Origin of the sequence: Thiocystis violascens DSM 198 (genome assembly GCF_000227745.2) — a bacterium.
Classification (GTDB): domain Bacteria; phylum Pseudomonadota; class Gammaproteobacteria; order Chromatiales; family Chromatiaceae; genus Chromatium; species Chromatium violascens.
The window spans coordinates 971481-989638 of record NC_018012.1 but is presented as its reverse complement, the minus strand read 5'-3'; the positions used below and the strand labels follow the sequence as shown (position 1 = coordinate 989638).

At 62.1% G+C, this 18158-nt stretch carries 10 protein-coding genes and 3 pseudogenes; 5 read left to right on the top strand and 8 right to left on the bottom strand.

Going from position 1 to position 18158, the window contains the following annotated elements; genetic code table 11:
* Positions 1 to 85: 85 nt before the first annotated feature.
* Positions 86 to 235: pseudogene (locus THIVI_RS26260) on the bottom strand (ABC transporter permease); the annotation flags it as partial.
* Positions 236 to 375: 140 nt separating this feature from the next.
* Between THIVI_RS26260 and THIVI_RS04440 the strand changes: the two are divergent.
* Positions 376 to 1248, top strand: a complete 873-nt coding sequence (locus tag THIVI_RS04440; protein WP_014777433.1) for an Rpn family recombination-promoting nuclease/putative transposase — start codon at positions 376 to 378, stop codon at positions 1246 to 1248.
* A gap of 893 nt (positions 1249 to 2141) precedes the next feature.
* Positions 2142 to 2936: a hypothetical protein gene (locus THIVI_RS04435; RefSeq protein ID WP_245537375.1), complete on the top strand. Its 795-nt coding sequence runs from the start codon at positions 2142 to 2144 to the stop codon at positions 2934 to 2936.
* On the opposite strand, the gene THIVI_RS04430 is transcribed toward THIVI_RS04435, so the two are convergent.
* The 7 genes and pseudogenes from THIVI_RS04430 to gltA form a co-directional block, all read right to left on the bottom strand.
* A complete protein-coding gene (locus tag THIVI_RS04430; RefSeq protein WP_014777430.1) occupies positions 2928 to 3653 on the bottom strand; it encodes a hypothetical protein in 726 nt (241 codons plus the stop codon). The two genes, THIVI_RS04435 and THIVI_RS04430, sit on opposite strands and share 9 nt — an antisense overlap.
* Positions 3654 to 3715: 62 nt before the next feature.
* Positions 3716 to 4011, bottom strand: a pseudogene (locus tag THIVI_RS04425) (phosphoketolase family protein).
* Positions 3993 to 4182: pseudogene (locus THIVI_RS26255) on the bottom strand (hypothetical protein); the annotation flags it as partial. The pseudogenes THIVI_RS04425 and THIVI_RS26255, both read right to left, overlap by 19 nt.
* Before the next feature lie 205 nt (positions 4183 to 4387).
* Positions 4388 to 5812, bottom strand: a complete 1425-nt coding sequence (locus THIVI_RS04420; RefSeq protein WP_014777429.1) for an ABC transporter permease — start codon at positions 5810 to 5812, stop codon at positions 4388 to 4390.
* A 13-nt stretch (positions 5813 to 5825) separates the two neighbouring features.
* On the bottom strand, positions 5826 to 6803 hold the full coding sequence (locus tag THIVI_RS04415) for an ABC transporter permease (protein ID WP_014777428.1): 978 nt from the start codon (positions 6801 to 6803) through the stop codon (positions 5826 to 5828).
* Positions 6800 to 8959, bottom strand: a complete 2160-nt coding sequence (locus THIVI_RS04410) for an ABC transporter substrate-binding protein (RefSeq protein WP_014777427.1) — start codon at positions 8957 to 8959, stop codon at positions 6800 to 6802. The genes THIVI_RS04415 and THIVI_RS04410 overlap by 4 nt, the downstream gene beginning before the upstream one ends.
* 633 nt (positions 8960 to 9592) lie before the next feature.
* A complete protein-coding gene (gene gltA / locus THIVI_RS04405; protein ID WP_014777426.1) occupies positions 9593 to 12610 on the bottom strand; it encodes an NADPH-dependent glutamate synthase in 3018 nt (1005 codons plus the stop codon).
* A gap of 544 nt (positions 12611 to 13154) precedes the next feature.
* On the opposite strand from gltA, the gene THIVI_RS04400 reads away from it, so the two are divergent.
* From THIVI_RS04400 to THIVI_RS04390, 3 genes are all read left to right on the top strand, one after another.
* Entirely contained in the window at positions 13155 to 13931 is a 777-nt protein-coding gene (locus THIVI_RS04400) for an enoyl-ACP reductase FabI (RefSeq protein ID WP_014777425.1), read from the top strand.
* A 41-nt stretch (positions 13932 to 13972) separates the two neighbouring features.
* On the top strand, positions 13973 to 16027 hold the full coding sequence (locus tag THIVI_RS04395; protein ID WP_014777424.1) for an ABC transporter ATP-binding protein: 2055 nt from the start codon (positions 13973 to 13975) through the stop codon (positions 16025 to 16027).
* A 125-nt stretch (positions 16028 to 16152) separates the two neighbouring features.
* Complete coding sequence (locus THIVI_RS04390; protein ID WP_014777423.1) at positions 16153 to 18015, top strand: RNB domain-containing ribonuclease; 1863 nt, start codon at positions 16153 to 16155, stop codon at positions 18013 to 18015.
* The last annotated feature ends 143 nt before the right edge of the window (positions 18016 to 18158 follow it).

Sequence of the window (18158 nt, the reverse complement as noted above, 5' to 3'; positions counted from 1 at the left end):
GCTGACAGCAGCACGCGCCCCCCGGCCGGGAGCCAAACCAGAAGCGGCTCCAACACGGCCCGCTGGCCCGCAAACACAATATTGGCGGTCCCTTTCCATCCCGGACCACGTCCGCGAAGAGGTTGGCCGCCAGCACCAGGGTGAACATGAACGCAAAAGCGGCGGTCAGCGACCACCAGACCACCGGGTCGCGCGCCAGTTCGAGGCGGGCGCTGTTGATCAAGTTGCCCCAGGAAAAGCCGGGGTCAGGTTACCCATTGCACATCCGCGCTGCAGCGTCGGTTGGGTTGCCGCTGTTAGCCACCCGACAGGCGCGCTCGCTCTACCCGACAGGGCTACAATGGCGACATCCCGCCCCCAGATCGCCCACCCGCCATGCCCTCCGTCACGCCTGACGCCCTGCTCGACCCCAAGAACGATTACGTCTTCAAGCGCCTCTTTGGCGAGGCCCCCGAGCTGCTGGTGTCGTTGATCAACGACCTGCGCCCGGACCTGCCCGAGATCCGTTCGGTGGAGATTCTCAATCCGGGTATCAATGCCGAGGAATTGCGCGGCAAGTACATCATCCTCGACGTGCTGGCGCGCGATGGCGAGGGACACGCCCACAATGTCGAGATTCAGGTGCGCCGCTATGGCGCCTGGCACCAGCGGGCGCTCTACTATTTGGCGCGGATGCTGGCGCAGCAACTGGAACAGGGCGAGGACTACGCCACGCTGCGCGCGGCGGTCGGCATCCACCTCCTGGACTTCGATCTGTTCACCGACACCCCTGAGCAGCGCGCGCAGGCGCGCTGGCGCTTCGAGATGCGCGACGCGCGTCAGCCCGAGGTCACGCTGGGGAACCGGCTACAATTGACGCTGATCGAATTGAAGAAAGCGGACCGCCTCGGGCTCGGCGCCGATCCGCTGTCCGCGTGGATCACCTTTTTCGAGCATTGGCGCGAGGAGCAAACCATGGCCGCGATCAAACATACCCCGATTCAAGAGGCGCTGAACCGCGTGCGTCAGTTGAGCGCCGACGAGGAAGCGCGGCGCCTGGCGTTCGTGCGCGAGCGGGCGTTGCACGACGAGGTATCCTTGCTCAAGGAGGCGCGCGAGGAGGGCGAGCGGCTCGGGATGCAGAAAGGCCGCCTGGAAACCGCCCGCAACCTCCTCGCGCTCGGCGTGCTCAGCGATGGGCAAATCGCCCAGGCCACGGGACTGCGCGTGGCCCAGGTCGAGGCACTGCGCGCCGCCGCTCCGTCCTGAGTTCCGTCGGCTGTCGGTCCCCACTCGCGTCAACCCGCCTCCCGCAAGCGCGGATCGAAGCCAGGTAGCCAGGTACGCATCGCGTACCTTTTCCCTGACAGCAGCACGCGCGCCCCGGCCGGGAGCCAAACCAGAAGCGACTCCAACACGGCCCGCTAGCCCGCAAACCCAATATTGGCGGTCCCTTCCTCGGCTCGCCACGCTAGCGGTAACGCCCGATCGCCTACCCCCACCGCCACCATCAGCAGTGCCATCCGATCGCCTAAATCAGTCTGGTCCAGACTCAATAACACAGTTTGGACATGGCTGGCCGCCTCAGCCATTGCTCGCGCCTGTCTTGCCGCTCGGTGTCTAAGATCAGCCAATCGTTTGACGCTTCCCATGACCTCAATTACCTCAACATTGCCCGAGCGTCACAGTTTGCCAGAATGTGATAGGCGATGAACCGTACAGACAAACGGCTCCGTGAAAGCTATGCTGACAGCCAGGCATTAAGAGTTGGATGCCGGGTCGGTAGTGTACGGACAGACGGATCTCTGTGGGTGATGCTGGCAGTCAAGCATCGACATCGCCGCCGTATGTTCAGTCACTTGAATTTCTAAAAATTCTAATAAATCAGGTAACGACAAATGAACAACACTTCTATAAGTGCTCTTCTTCTGATCACCATGACGTTGGGCCTGCTGCTCACGGCTTGCAGCACCGCATCGAAGCATGAGCCGGCGCCAGCCGCCGCCGCTCCGGCCCCGATGTATGAGCCAAAACCAGATCGCAATTGATAACTTCCCGGTTTCGATGGTCTACGCCGTCAACTTTGAAATTGAAAAACTCAAAGTTGACGGCGAAGGTCGAGGGGTAGCAGTGCCATAACATTAAAGCCTTTCAGCTTCGTCTTGGCACAAGCCTTTGACATTATTATCTTTATTTTTATGCTGTTACGGCCCGCTGCGGTCGGTTTCCTCGCCATACTCGTCAGCCATGCCGGTTTGGCTGGTTCCGCCTCCTCACCACCGCCGGTTTTTGATGACGCTCAGGGATCGGTTTCGCGTCCACTTCCACCAGAGTACGCGATCGACCCGAAGGGGGCCGTCACGCTGCGAATTTGCTTTAACTGGTCGTGTGCGAGCAGACAGACCGTGACCTTTACTCCCAAGGATATGGCCCTCCTGAAAAGGCATCTGGCGCAGTGTCCGGGCACAAGTGTTTACGATCGATTGCAGCATGTGCGGATCGGCATCTGGCAAATGGAATTGCTGGCACAAAAACATCAACCGTTGTTGGCCAACGACCTAGCCATTAACGATTCCGAGGCGGAAGTCGAGGGGCGGATGGATTGCGTCGATAACGCCAGCAACACCATGACGTATCTGCATATTCTCCGGGATATCGGGGAACTGGCCGGTTGGACGGTCTCATCGCCCAAGGTACGCGGTTTTTTCGATATCACTGCGGTTCACTGGACGGCCGTCATCATCGATACGGATAGCGGGTCTCCCTGGAGCGTTGACTCCTGGTATCGGCCGAACGGCCATTTGCCAATGGTCATGCCCTTGTCGAGTTGGAGCGACAAGAAGAAGGGATGGGAACCGCCTTTCGAACGTCTTAATGCCACCCCGCACTCAATCGACGAGTTGTGCGACACGCCGCCACTGGACCGCTTGGGGCCAGCGGCGTTTTCCTTACGATGATGCTCCAACCCGCCTGGTTTCCGGCATGACATAAACGACACCGGCCGTCCCGGAAAAAAAGCGATGTATCACGTCCGTGAAGAATTCCGGTGGAACATTGATGCAGCCATAGGAAATCCGGTTATCGAGCGGCGTTGGACTGGCCAGGCGTTGCGGTCGGCGCTGTTTGGGTATGCTCGTCACGACCGGATGCATGGAGATAGAGTTTTTGTAGTCCACCCAGAGGATTTCCTTGCCATGGGAATTGCGGCCCATGGCCGTCACGAAACGACCCGCGGGCGTTGTACGATCCGAGGGGGGGATACGTGACATCCGCATGTCACTGATGCCGGGGGCGACGCCATCACCTTTCCCCATCCCCAGCAGCACGGGGGCCGCGCCCTTGAGCTGTCCGTCCACGCTAAAGACATAGACCTTCGCGTTGACCTTATCGACAATCGCGAACGGCAGGTTGAGATTGTCTCTTGAAGCGACAACCCAATCCGCCGTCTCCCGTGTCCTGCGCGATGCGGTCTCCGCCCCAAAGTTAGCCCGCTTGGAACTCAATGGCCTGACCGTTTTTGGTTCCATCACGAACGGAACCTCGGCCTCTTCCGCATAGCTTGCATTGAGCATCGGGTTGGGCATTTGAGCGGCATCGTCCGCCTTCGTGGCCAGGCGCGGGCCACACCCGGCAATCAATAGAACAGAACACAGGATGATTGCCGTGCCGATCATAGGCCGATCAAGACCCCTGTTACGAACGCGCGCCTGACGCTGGCCGCCGGTTGCCGGTCGCTCTATGTCACCCATTTCCAATCTCTCACCTCCGGTAGATCCTCGCCATGCTCGGCGATGTATTGCTTGTCCTCGATGAGCTTGTCACGAATCGCCTGCTTGGCGTAGGCGGCCCTTGGGCCAAGTCGCGGACGCGATCGATGACGTCGGCGACCAGGTCGAAGCGATCCAGATCGTTCTCGACCACCGTATCGAAGGGCGTCGAGGTGGTGCACTCTTCCTTATCGCCGCGCACATGCAGATTGTGGTGGTTGGCGCGACGATCGGTGAGCCGGTGGATCAGCCAGGCAATAGCCATGATAGGCGAAGAGGATGGGCTTGTCTGTGGTGAAGCTCATCCCGGACCACGTCCGCGAAGAGGTTGGCGCGCCAGGGTGAACATGAACGCAAAGACGGCGGTCAGCGACCACCAGACCACCGGGTCGCGCGCCAGTTCGAGGCGGGCGCTGTTGATCCTGTTGCCCCAGGAAAAGCCGGGGTCAGGTTACCCATTGCACATCCGCACCGCAGCGTCGGTTGGGTTGCCGTTGTTAGCCACCCGACAGGCGCGCTCGCTCCACCCGACTCAGCGATGGGCAAATCGCCCAGGCCACGGGACTGCGCGTGGCCCAGGTCGAGGCACTGCGCGCCGCCGCTCCGTCCTGAGTTCCGTCGGCTGTCGGTCCCCACTCGCGTCAACCCGCCTCCCGCAAGCGCGGATCGAAGGCATCACGAACCACGTCGGCGAAGAGATTCGCCGCCAGCACCAGAGTAAACATGAATACGAAGGCGGCGGTCAGCGACCACCAGACCACCGGATCGCGCGCCAATTCGAGCCGGGCGCTGTTGATCATGTTGCCCCAGGAATTCATGGTTGGGTCCACGCCGATGTTGACATAGGACAGCACCGCCTCGGCCAGCACCAGTCCGCTGAAGTCCAGCACCACCGTGATCAGCACGATATGCATGACGTTCGGCAGAAGGTGGCGGCCGATGATGTTGAAATGCCCGACCCCCAGGGCGGAGGCGGCCTGGACATAATCGACCTCGCGCAGTTTCAGTGCCTCACCGCGCAGCAGCCGGCACAGTCCGGTCCAACTGGTGACGCCCAGGATCAGACAGAGGAAGAGCAGGCGCAGATCGGCGCGCTCGACCGGACTCGCGAAGTCGTCCGCGTGGTTGCTCATGTAGACCTGAAGCATGAGGATGGCGGCGGCGATCAGCAGCACGCCGGGGATCGAATTCAGGGTGGTGTAGAGATATTGGATGATGTCGTCCACCCAACCCCGGAAATAGCCGGCGGCGATGCCGAGCAGGAGAGCGGCGGGGAGCATCACGAGAGTGGTGAGGGTGCCGATCAGCAGACCGGTGCGGATGCTTTTCAGCGTCTGAAAAAAGACATCCTCGCCCACTTTGTCGGTGCCCAGGATGTGATAGTTCGCCGCCAGTTCGGCGGCGACGAAGCCGCAGACCAGCAGCAGACCGAGCATCGCCAGCGCGGTGCGCCAGGGGATCGCGGTGCGTCCAGCCAGGATGTCGGCCCGGATCGCCGCCATGGGCTCGCCGCGCCGACGCGCGAGCCGCCAGAGGATTCCGGCGCCGATCAGACCCCAGGCGAGCAGCCCCTTGAACATCCCGAGCAGCGCGCGGAAGACGATGTCCGGGCCGCGCTGGGTCGCGGGATCGGCGAGATGGCTGCCGCCGTGTTCGAGTCGCGGATAGTCGCGAATCAGGGTGCCGTCGGGCAGTTGAATGGCCTCTTTGACGAACAGATGGGTCGCGAAGGGCGCCGAATAGGTCTTTTCCTGACGCGCGCGCAATCCGCTCAACGCCACGTCGAGCAGGCTCAGAACCTCGGGCGCGTACTGCGCGTGTTGAGGCTCCGCGCTGGTCGACGGCTGATCCGGCTTGAGTCGAAAATGCACCGTATCGAGCAGTCCGACCAGGCCATAAGCACTCAGCACGACCAGGGTCGCGACCCCGACCCGCGAGCGCACGACACGCCGCCAGGGCGCGCGCAGATGTTCGTGACGCGCGGCATGGAGACCGAAGATCAGACCCAGCGCGATCAGCAGAAAGACCAGCGCATCGGTCCAGAGGACAACCGGCATCAAGGGCATGGCAAGCGCGACCTCATTGCAGTCTGACCCTTGGGTCGACCAGGGTATAGGAGAGGTCGGTCAGGATCAGCCCCAGGATGTAGAGCACGGCGCCCAGAAATACCATGGACCGAACGATCGCGAAATCCTGATTGCCGATGGCGTCGATGGTGTAGCTGCCGAGCCCCGGAATGCCGAAAAAGGATTCGGTGATGAGACTGCCCATGAACAGCAGCGGCACCACCACCACCACGCCGGTCAGGATGGGGATGAGCGCATTGCCCAGCACATGCCGAAAGAGCACGCGGCCTTCGCTTAAGCCCTTGGCGCGCGCGGTGCGGACATAATCCTTGGCGATCTCTTCCAGAAAAAGCGTGCGATACCAGCGGGTGCCGGCGCCAATGCCGCCGATGACCCCGACGATCACCGGCAGGATCAGGAATTTCCAGGCGTGTAGTCCGGTGTCGTAGCCGGAGATCGGGGCGAGATGGAACAGCTTGCCGAGGATGAACTGACCGCCAATGATGTAGAAGAGGCTGGAAATGGACAACATGGCGACCAGCAGCACGACGCTTCCGATATCCACATAGGTCGCCCGGAACAGGACGATGAAGAGCGCATAACTGATATTGAAGGCCAGCCCGACCAGCAGCACGGGAATCGCGATGGCGAGACTGGGCCACATCCGCTGCGAGATGTCGTGGCCGATGTCGCGCCCATCGTCGGAAGAACCGAACTGAAAGGCGAACAGCCGGATCGATTTCTCGAAAAAGATGGTGTCGGTCAGACGCGCGATTCCGGTCGCCTCGGAGTTGAAGATCAGCGGTTTGTCGTAGCCATGCGACTGCTTCCAGGTCTGGACGGCCTCCTCGGTCACCCGTTTTTCGCCCAGATGCATGCGGGCCATGTCGTCGGGCGAATTGACGACGAAAAAAAGCACGAAGGTGAGCAGATTCACGCCGATCAGGATCGGCACGGCATAGAGCAGTCGACGCAGGAGATAGGCGGTCACAGTGCGGTCCTCCGTTCGCGCCGGCGCACCAGCCACCAGGCCGGCAGCACCAGCGCCACCAGCAGACCGGCACCGACCCAGAGCGGCCAGAGTACCGGCTGGTTCCAGTCCTGGCGCTTCTGCTTCCGCAGTTCAGGGTCGATCCGACGATATTTCAGGGTGTTGTTGGCCATCTGATTGGGAGAGGCGTTCGCCATCCACTGATGATGCAGGCTGAATGCCTTGGGATGGAAGCCCCAGATCCAGGGCGCGTCGGTGCGCGCGATTTCGACCAGCCGATCGAGGATGGCCTGACGCTCGGGACCGTCGTCCATGAACTTCATCTCGTCGAACAGTCGGTCGAACTCGGGGTTGGCATAATTGGTGGCGTTTTCGCCCTGATGCTCGACCTTGCCATTGGGTCCATAGAGCAGAAAGAGAAAATTCTCGGGGTCCGGATAGTCCGCGTTCCAACCGAACATGAAGACCTGTCCGGTGCCGTTGCGCAGCTTGTCCTGAAAGCGATTGTAGTCGGTCGAGCGGATGACGAGATCGATTCCGAGCTTGGCGAACTGCTTGCGGATCCAGTTCAGACGGGCGCGATCGTCCGGCCCGGTCGCGACCGCCTCGTAGTTGATGGTCAGCGTGCGGCCGGTCTCGCGCTCGATGCCGTTCGGGTAGCCGGCCTGCTCCATCAGCACCTTGGCCTCGTCGAGACTCCGGCGTACCGGCCGACCGTCGCGCCATTCGTAAACGAAGGGGTTGATCCCCGCCTCGCCCTCGCGATGGCCGAAGATGCCCGGCGGAATCGGCCCCTGCGCCACCACGCCGCGTCCATTGGTAAAGATCGAGATGAATTCCTCGTAATCCAGTGCGATGGAGATGGCGCGACGCAACAGACGGGCACGCGGCGAATCGCCGCCGATGACCGGATCGAGCATGTTGAAGCCCAGATAAAAGCTGGAAGGCTCCACCGAGGTCAGCAGCGAGATGCCTTGTTCGCGCATCGCGTCGGTCAGGATCGGCTCGCCCTCAACATCGATCTGGACCGCCTGATCGAAGGCGTCCGAGGCGATACCGGAGCTGTCGTAATAGCCCTGAAGGAATTTGTTCCAGCGCGGGATACTCTCCTTTTCCAGACTGTAGACGGCGCGGTCGATAAAGGGGAGCGGTTTGCCCGCGTCGGTGAGGATTCCGGATTCGGCATCGCCCGGCATCCCTTCAGTCGGAAAGGACTCGCCATGAAAATTCGGGTTGCGCTCCAGCACCATGCGCAGATTCGGATTATTTTCGCTCAGGAAAAAAGGACCGCTGCCGACCGGATACCAGTCGAGCGTGATGTTGCGCTCGGCCAGCCCCGGCTGTGCATAAAAGACCTCGGCCTCCCAAGGCATCGGGGCGAAAAAGGGCATCGCCAGCCAATAGGCGAATTGCGGATATTTCCCCTTGAGGCTGATCCGAAAGTGGTCGCGGTCCACCGCCTCGACCCCCGCCAGACTGGACTGGCGCAAAGTTTCGGCCTGTTCCAGCGGTCCCTGTCCCGCCGCCGACTCAAGCTGCCCGGCAAGCTCCTGAAAACCGACAATATGCTGTCCCATCACGCCCGCGATCGGCGAGTGTAGCCAGGGCGCGGCGAGTCGTTTGATCTGATGGACGAAATCCTCGGCGGTCAACTCGCGGGTGCCGACCTCAGGAAAGTCGGCCAGACGATTGATGCCATCCAGATCCGCCGCCGTCAGTGCGTGATACCGAAAGCGCCCTTCGGCATCCCGGGCGAACGCCGGATGCGGCTGAAAACGCATCCCCGGCTGGATGCGAATCAGATAGTCGCTGCGGGCGATGTCCGCCGCAGGCGCATCCTCCGGCAAGGGATTGCCCGCCGCGTCGAAATAACGCGCGACCGGAACCTCGGCGGCCGACAGCGGAACCAGACGATAGGGGCGCAGCAGGAAATGATACTGAAGCGGCGGCTCGTAGATCTGCGCCAGAAAGGCGTACTCGTTGGCGCTGTAGGAGCGCGCCGGATCCAGATGCTTGGGCCGTTCGTCGAACGAGCTGTACACCGTGTTGCTGTCGGCGTCCGCCGCCGGATAGGGATCGTTCCAGGGCGAGTCCCCGCAACCGGCGATCAGAAAGATCGGCAGCAGGATCGTCAAAATCCGGATCTTGTTGCTCAAACCAAGCGCTCCCGGTGTATCGCGTTAAACCGCGTCCAGTGCGGTATGCGATGTTTTTTGATTGGATTAACCTTGGCCGCATCGACGATAGTCGGAGCGGACGCGGTTTAGCAACCAATAAGGTTTGCAGTATGGTCGAATTCTGTCCTGGGCGCCTGCCGATCGCCAGCAATTCTCAGTTTGAGCCTGACCGTTTCGCCTTCTCTGCCCGGAAAGCAGGGCTAAGGCAGCCTGAAGCCGTTCGTGGTGAGTCCTGAGCGAAGCCGAAGGATCGAACCATGAACGGCTTCACGCTCAGAGGCTTAGGGTTTCCCGTTCATCCTTCGACAAGCTCAGGACGAACGGGAAACCCTTAACTGCCCACCTGATTCGTCTGGGTTTTTTGCTTCATCAGGTCATACTTGAGAATTGCGGGCCGATCACACCCATCGAGCGCGCTGTGGCCGAACCATTCTTGAACATGGCGGCTTCGATCATCGATCCGGCCAGTGTTCCTGGGGCGGGTATCCCGCCCCCCCATGTCGCAGATTGCTTGATGGCGCCAAATGCTTGCAGATGCGTTGTCGATGATGCGATTACGACAACGACAACGACAACGAGCGATGGCCGAAACGATGATCGACGCCAACATGGCTACAGCAGTCCAGGTTTGCCTTGTCGATAGCGATCAAGCTCTGTTGTGAGTACCGCGACGTGCTCCCGCTCCTCGGCCGCCAGTTCACGGTAAAGCGCCGCCTCGGGCGAGTCCTCAGCTTCCTGTTCGCTACGTTCCGTAAAAAACTCGACGGCCCGTTCCTCGCAGGCGATCGCGATCCGGAACAGGTTGATCGGATCGTCGGGATGGCTCGCGATGCCCGCGTAGAGGGCGGCTCGCTCCACCTGGAAGGTGTCGGACAGCGATGGAATGTCCACATGATAGCGGCGGGCAAGCGTCGCCATGTGCTCCTCTTCCATGCTGGCGAAGCGTTGAAACAGATCCTTGAGCACGGGCTCCGGCGTCTCGATGGCGGCGCGTTGGTAGAAGGCCATGCCGCCCAGCTCGATTTCGAAGGCGGCGCGAATCGCCGCGAGAGCGGCGGTCCCCTCGATCCGGCGCGAGTCGAGGGCCGTCAAGACCCCGCCGCAAGCAGGACACACGCCGTAGGGGAAGGCAAAGCCCTCGCTGACCTTGCCGCACGATTCGCAACGCCACTCCAGCCGCGCGTCGGCGCAGCAGACGTAACTGTCGCCACCGTCATCCAGTGGAGAACGGCATTTCGGACACAGCAGACGGTCTGCTTGATCCGGCTCGGTCGCCGCAGGTCCGATGCCGACAGGTTCCTGCCCGACGGTGGAGGGTGCCAGGTCCGCGACATCGGTCGCGGTGATGGGCCATTTCTTGCCAAGCCGTAGATAGGTCTCGATCGATCTGGCCGCGCGCCGTCCGGCGCCCATCGCGAGGATCACGGTGGCGCCGCCATTCACGATATCGCCGCCCGCGAACACGCCGGGCAGATTGGTGGCCTGCGTCGATGCGAGTTTGCCGTCGTCGGCCGCGATGTAACCGCGGGTGTCGAGCGCGAGATCCGGGGTGGATTCGGTGACGAGCGTATTGGCCCGGGTGCCGAGCGCGGAGATGACGGTATCGCAGACGATGTCGAAACGTTCGCCGGTCGGCAGGGGCCGGCGGCGTCCCCGCGCGTCGGGTTCGCCCAGCGCCATCTTTTCGACCTTCATGCCCGTCACATTGCCCTCGGTATCGGTGAGAACCTCGACCGGGCCATGGAGAAAGAAGAACTCGACGCCCTCTTCCCGGGCGTGGCGAAGCTCTTCGACGCGGGCCGGTGCCTCGGCCTCGGAGCGTCGATAAACGCAGGTCACCCTTTGCGCGCCGAGCCGCTTCGCGACGCGCAGACAGTCCATGGCGGTATTACCGGCACCGACCACCACCACGCTCTGACCGACGCGGATCGGGGTATCGACATAGGGAAACCGGTCGCCTCCCATCAAATTAACACGGGTGAGAAATTCGTTGGCGCTGTAGACCGTGGCGGCGTGCTCGCCTGGAATGCCGAGAAAAGTCGGTGCGCCGGCGCCGATGCCGAGAAAGACGGCGTCGTAGCCCATCTCCTGGAGCAGTTGAGGAACCGTGAAGGTACGACCGATGACCTTATTGGCCGCGATCTCGACCCCCTGGTCGCGCAGTTGTTGGACCTCGCGAGCGATGATTTCGCGGGGGAGGCGGAAGGCGGGGATGCCGAACTGGAGGACGCCGCCAACCACATGGAGCGCCTCGTAGATCGTCACGTCGCAGCCCGTTTTCACCAGATCGGCCGCGGCGGCTAGACCGGCGGGTCCCGATCCGCAGATGGCGACCTTGCCGAGCGGTTTCTCGACCGGGAGCGGCGCGATTCTAGCCGGGTTGGCATGATCGCCGACGAAGCGTTCCAGGCGTCCGATGGCGACCGGCTCCACCTTGGAGCCAATGATGCATTGCGCTTCACACTGCGTCTCCTGGGGACAGACGCGACCGCAAATGGAGGGAAAGGCGTTGGACTCGCGGATGACGGCCGCCGCGCCATCGATGTCGCGCACCAGAAGGTGGCGGATGAAACGCGGAATATCGATCTGCACGGGACAGCCGGCAATGCATTTGGGGTTGCCGCACTGGAGACACCGCTCGGCTTCCTGTAGGGCCAGGTCAAGCGTGTAGCCGAGATTCACTTCTTTGAAATTCCTCGCACGTTCTTGCGGATCGCGCTCCGGCATTCGCGTTTGTTTCGGTTCGATCTGTTTGATTTTTTTGTAATTTCGCTTATCTTCCTCGAACAGTTTCCGTTCGAGTTCGCAGACATGCGCGTAGCCCTCGCTGGCTGTCGCCTCCTGCGACTTGAAGCGTTTTTGCCGCGCCATCAGCTCCTGGAAATCGACCTGATGGCCATCGAAATCGGGTCCGTCGACACAAGCGAACCGGACCTGTCCGTTGACGCTCACGCGACAGGAGCCGCACATCCCGGTCCCGTCGACCATGATGCTGTTGAGGCTCACCAGGGTCTTGACGCCGAAGGGGCGTGTCGTTTCGACGCAGGCCTGCATCATCGGCGGCGGGCCGATGGCCACCACCAAATCGGGCGGGTCGCGCTCCAGCAGCTCCCGCAGCGCCTCCGTGACGAACCCCGGCCTGCCATGGCTGCCGTCATCGGTGCAGACCATGAGTTCGTCGCAATAGTCGCGGAACCGGTCTTCCCAGAAGACCAGCGGCTTGGCGCGGAACCCGACGATGCCGGTGGTGCGGTTTCCCGCCTCCTTGAAGGCGCGCAGTTGCGGATAGATCGGAGCGATGCCGAGACCGCCGCCGACGAGCGCCACATGCCCGACCTTCTCGATACGCTGGGGCCGGCCGAGCGGACCGACGAAATCGGCGAACCGGTCGCCCTCCCGGTAGTGGTGCGCCATCTCGCGCGTGGTCTTCCCGAACGCCTGGATGACCAGGGTGACGGTCCCCGCGCGGCGGTCGAAATCGGCGACGGTCAGCGGGATCCGTTCCCCGCCCTCGTGCAGTCGGAGCATCACGAATTGACCGGGCTGCGCGGCTTGGGCTACGTCGGGTGCCAGAACTTCCCACAGGAATGTGATTTCGGAAAAAGCCTGGCGACGCACGATGGTGTACATGACTCAGCAGCCTTGGCAGGGGATCCGGGGACGTCGACCAGCGTTCATCTCGCAACGCTAAAACGGACCGTCGCCCACATCGCGGATATTGAAAAGACCAATGCTATCAATTGCGGCGATTCTGTGCGAGATCCGGACCATGAAACCGCATCCATGACGGTCTACGCCGTTTTGAGTCGTCAGCCGTGTTTACACTCACCTGTAAAACCCGAGTCGACGCGGTTTAAGTCATTCATTTTAGATATTTAAACCGCGTCCCGCCGACCGTCTATGGTGACGCAAGGCGAGTTGAAGAGCCACGAAACCAATTTTGATAGAGCGTGGCGAGGTCGGTCATTCTTTCGCTCCTCCCGTTTATCGTTAACCGCGAAATTCAGGCAGGGCTTGCGTGACCGCCGCGCCTGATCGCCCTTTCACGAGTTGTCGAGTTTCTGTAGTCTTGCGAGTCAACCTGGGACGCTATGATCGCACTGCGCCCATGCCACCGAAATCAGCAAATCCCGGCGCCGCCCGCGCCGCCCGACGAACCGGAGAATTGGCACCCATGGGGTTTCTTCAAGACAAGCGTATCCTGATCACCGGCGTGGCGAGCAACCGCTCAATTGCCTGGGGTTGCGCCGAGGCCATGCGCCGCGAGGGCGCTCAGATCGCCCTGACCTACCAAAACGAGAAGCTTAAGTCTCGCGTCACGGACTTTGCCGCTCAATTGGGGTCGGACATCGTCCTGCCGCTTGACGTGAGCACCGACCGGCAGATCGCTCACTTTTTCGCGGAGTTGGAAGAACGCTGGGACGGCCTGGACGCCATCGTCCATTCCATTGCCTTTGCCCCCAAGCATGAATTGGAAGGCGATTACGTGGACGCGCTGACCCGGGACGGCTTCACCACCGCACACGAGATCTCTTCCTACAGCTTCGCCGCCCTCGCTAAGGCCAGTCGGCCCTTGATGGAAGGACGCAACGGCGCGCTGCTCACCATGACCTTTCTTGGATCCGTGCGGGCCGTGCCCTACTACAACGTGATGGGGCTCGCCAAGGCCAGTTTGGAGGCCAACGTCCGCTATCTGGCCGCCTCGCTCGGTCCCAAGGGAACCCGTGTCAACGCCATTTCGGCGGGACCGGTCTATACCCTAGCCGCAGCTGGGATCTCGCATTTCCGCGCGATGTTGAATCAGGTGGAGAAACACACCCCGCTGAGACGCACCGTGACCACCGAGGAAGTCGGGAACGCCGCCGCTTTTCTGTGCTCGGATCTGGCGAGCGGGATCACCGGGGACATTCTGTACGTGGATACCGGGTTCAACATTCTGGGTTTGGGGTGAGAAATGGATGGCGCTCCAGCCATCGGGACATTTTTCCTTTTATGACCGATCCCCTGCTTCAAGTCGAAGGTCTGACCACCCAGCTCGGCGCCGTCGAGCGCCCGGCGAGGGTGGTCGATGGACTGGATTTCACGATTCGCGCGGGCGAGACCTTCGCGCTGCTCGGCGAATCGGGTTGCGGTAAATCCATGACCGCACTCTCGCTGATGCGACTCCTGCCACCCTCGGGCCGCATCGTCGCGGGCTCGGTTCGGCTCAACGGGATCGATCTGCCGCGTCTGACCGAGACCGAGATGCGCCGCATCCGTGGCGGTCGCATGGCGATGATCTTTCAGGAACCCCAAACCTCGCTGAATCCGGTGCTGACGGTCGGCGATCAGATCGCCGAGGCGGTGCGGGTCCATGAAGGCCGCTCGCGCAATCAGGTGCCGGCGCGGGTCGTCGAATTGCTGCGGGCCGTGGGCATTCCAGATCCCGAGCAACGGGTCGGCGAGTACCCCCATCAGCTTTCCGGCGGCATGAAACAGCGCATCATGATCGCCATGGCGCTCGCCGGGGATCCGCGACTTCTGATCGCCGACGAGCCGACCACGGCGCTGGATGTCACGATTCAAGCGCAGGTGCTGCGCCTGCTGAAGGATCTTCAGCGCGACACCGGCATGGCCGTGCTGCTGATTACCCACGATCTGAGCGTGGTGGCCGAAACCGCCGATCGTCTGGCGGTGATGTATGCCGGCCAGCTCGTCGAAACCGCGACAGTGGCGGATTTTTTCGCAGCCCCAGCCCATCCCTACAGCCGCCGCTTGATGGAAAGCCTGCCGAGCGCTGACAAGCGCAGCGGACGGCTGGCCGTGATTCCAGGCCGGGTACCGCCGCTGGAGACGGTTTTTCGTGGCTGCCGGTTCGCCGATCGCTGTCCCGCGGTGATGGATATTTGCCGCCAGGAGCCGCCGCGCTGGCTGGACATCTGCGAGGGGCGGGGCGTGCGCTGCCATCTCTGGAACAGCGGTCGGCGGTCAGAGGTCAGCGATTCGTGGTCGGAGCCTGGGTCCGCGACCGCTGCCGAACCGCGCGCGAGGGAGGATGAGCTGCTGCTGCGCGCGACGGATTTGAAGGTCCACTTTCCGATTCAGCGTGGCGTTCTGCGACGGGTGGTCGGTTATGTCAAGGCCGTGGATGGCGTCTCGCTGGAACTGCGCGCCGGCCAAACCCTCGCTCTTGTCGGCGAGTCCGGCTGCGGCAAGACCACCGCCGGCAAGGGCATTCTGCAATTGATCCCGCCCACCGGCGGTTCGATCCGCTATCGTGACCAGGAATTGGTCGGACTGGGACATCGCTCGATGCGCGCCTTCCGCAAGGATCTGCAGATCATTTTTCAGGATCCCTATGCCTCCATGAACCCCCGCATGCTGGTGGGCGACGTGATCGGCGAGGGCTTGCAGTCCCTGGGGATCGAACCGCGCCGCGCCAACCGGATGCGCCGGGTGGCCGAATTGCTGGAGCTGGTCGGCATGGACCCCGCATCGGCGCAACGTTATCCGCACGAATTTTCCGGCGGGCAGCGCCAACGCATCTGTATCGCCCGCGCATTGGCGGTGGAGCCACGGATCATCGTCTGCGACGAACCCACCAGCGCCCTGGATGTCTCCGTCCAGGCGCAGATTCTGAATCTGCTGAAAGATCTTCAGGATCGGCTTGGACTCGCCTATCTCTTCATCACCCATAACCTTTCGGTGGTCGCCTATCTGGCCCATGAGGTCGCGGTCATGTACCTTGGGCGGGTGGTCGAGCAGGGGTGGGTCGACGAGATTCTGGACGATCCGCGCCATCCCTATACCCGCGCGCTGCTCTCGGCGGTTCCGGTGATCGACCCGGCGCAACGACGCCAGGTCATTCGGCTGGAAGGCGACATGCCGTCGCCGGCGCATCCGCCCGCGGGTTGTCATTTTCACCCCCGTTGTCCAGAGGCCCTCGCTGACTGCGCCAATGCCTATCCCACTCAGACACGCCTGAGCGATTCGCGGCGGGTGCACTGCTTCCTGGCCGAGGTGCGAGCGGAAGCACGGAATCCATCCTGTCAACAGGATGCGTCTTGATCATCGAAAAAAGTTGAAGCCATTCATTGACCACTGATTTTTTCTAGTCCGGCGCGACTGAGCGTCAAGGGCTTGAGTTGGGCGGCTCGCCGCGTCAACCAAGCGCGGATCAATCCGCCTGATCAATGTTGATTAGGTTTTTGGAACAGGTTAAACGCGCCTTGTCGATTTATCAGGCCAATCCACCCATAGACAGTCTCGTGCTCTACAAGATCCGCCCGGCGCGGGTCGTGAGCATCGGCGAGAAGATCGAGATCGAACTCGATGGCGGGCACAGTAAGCGGGTGCGCGCCAAGGATGTCGAACTGCTCCATCCCGGCCCCTTGCGCAGTCTGTCCGAGCTGGCGCCGCAGCAGGGCGAGTTGACCGAGGCATGGGAACTCCTGGAAGGGAGCGAAACCACCCTGAAGGATCTGGCCGAACTGGCCTTCAACGCCTTTACGCCCGCCACCGCCTGGGCCGCCTGGCAACTCGTGGCCGAGGGCTTGACCTTTACCGGCAGGCCGCAAGCGATCCAGGCCCGCACCCGCGAACTGGTCGAACGCGAGCAGGCCGAGCGCGCCGCGAGGGACGCAGCCGAGCGCGACTGGAAAGCCTTTCTGGAGCGTATGGCGGCGGCCTGTCCGGCACCGGAAGACACCCATCGTCTGGGTGAGGTCGAACGACTGGCGCTCGGTCAGTCGGAGCATAGCCGTATCCTCGAAGCGCTCGGCCATCAACAGACGCCGGGCAATGCGCATCGAACGCTGGTGCAGGTCGGCTACTGGGAGCGCAACCACAATCCCTATCCGGTGCGCTGTGGCGCGCCCACCCAGGATCCGGATCTCCCGGTCCCAGAGTTGCCAGAAGAGGATCGGATCGATCTCACCCATCTGTCCGCCTATGCCATCGACGACGAAGGCAACCAGGATCCGGACGATGCGCTGAGTCTCGATGGCGAGCGGCTCTGGGTGCATGTCGCCGACGTGGCCGCGCTGATCGATCCGGACAGCGATCTGGAACGCGAGGCGCGCGCGCGCGGGGCGAATCTTTATCTTCCCGAGCGGATCGTCAACATGCTCCCGAGCGCCGTGACCGACCGGCTGGGGCTTGGTCTCCAGCCGGTCTCGCCAGCGCTGTCCTTCGGTTTCCGCTGCGGGGATGCCGGTGAAATCGAGGCGATCGAGGTATGTCGGAGTTGGGTGCGGGTCGAGCGGTTGAGCTATGACGTGGTCGAGACGCAACTGGATACGGCGCCATTCGCCGCGCTCCGCACGATCGCCAACCGTTTTCGGGATCGCCGCTCGGCGCAGGGCGCGACCAGTCTGGAGCTACCGGAGGTCAGTGTGCGTGTCGTCGACGGGCAGGTGGTCATCCGTCCGCTGCCAAGACTCAAAAGCCGCGCTATGGTCATGGATGCGATGCTGATGGCCGGCGAGGCTGCGGCGCGTTTTTGTCTCGATCAGGGTATCCCGATCCCGTTCGCGACCCAGCCCCCGCCTGAGAATGGCGATGAGGCGACCGATCTCGCGGCGATGTACGCGCGGCGACGCTGTTTCAAACCGACCCGTCTATCGGTCGAACCGGAGTCCCATGCCGGTCTCGGTCTGCCACTCTATACCCGCGCCACGAGTCCGCTGCGGCGCTACTCGGATTTGCTGGTGCATCAGCAGATTCGTGCCTGGCTAGGCGGCCGCGAGCCGCGATCGGCGCAACGGATCATGGAATGCAGCGGCGAGGCAGACACCGCATCCATCGCCATTCGGCGTGGCGAACGTCTCTCGAATCAGCACTGGAAGCTGCTGTTTTTAAGGGATAATCCAAATTGGAAAGGGGAGGGGATCGTGGTTGGTCGCGAGGATCGCAAAGTGATTTTGCTGCTGCCCGAGTTGGCCATGGAGGCGCGCGTCAGGGTTCGCGACGAGGTGGAACTGAATCAACGTCTGCGGCTTGCGGTGGGTGAGATCGACGTCGCGGAACTCACAGCGAGCTTTCGGATTCTCGGTTAAACGGAAACGACCGGCCTATCAAATGATCTGGATCAATTGAGCCTCGCGCGACCAACGTATAACCTCGCCTGAAAAGGGAGATTAAGAGACTCCCGCGCATTGCTGCAAACTCGGGCCATGGACCCGAGTTTCCTTCACCGCGA

What these genes read in the sequence shown, in the direction of transcription:
- THIVI_RS04430 (WP_014777430.1), bottom strand. Translation starts at nt 3,653, where the DNA reads ATGATCGGCACGGCAATCATCCTGTGTTCTGTTCTATTGATTGCCGGG.
- THIVI_RS04420 (WP_014777429.1), bottom strand. Translation starts at nt 5,812, where the DNA reads ATGCCCTTGATGCCGGTTGTCCTCTGGACCGATGCGCTGGTCTTTCTG.
- THIVI_RS04395 (WP_014777424.1), top strand. Translation starts at nt 13,973, where the DNA reads ATGACCGATCCCCTGCTTCAAGTCGAAGGTCTGACCACCCAGCTCGGC.
- THIVI_RS04440 (WP_014777433.1), top strand. Translation starts at nt 376, where the DNA reads ATGCCCTCCGTCACGCCTGACGCCCTGCTCGACCCCAAGAACGATTAC.
- THIVI_RS04400 (WP_014777425.1), top strand. Translation starts at nt 13,155, where the DNA reads ATGGGGTTTCTTCAAGACAAGCGTATCCTGATCACCGGCGTGGCGAGC.
- gltA (WP_014777426.1), bottom strand. Translation starts at nt 12,610, where the DNA reads ATGTACACCATCGTGCGTCGCCAGGCTTTTTCCGAAATCACATTCCTG.
- THIVI_RS04390 (WP_014777423.1), top strand. Translation starts at nt 16,153, where the DNA reads ATGTTGATTAGGTTTTTGGAACAGGTTAAACGCGCCTTGTCGATTTAT.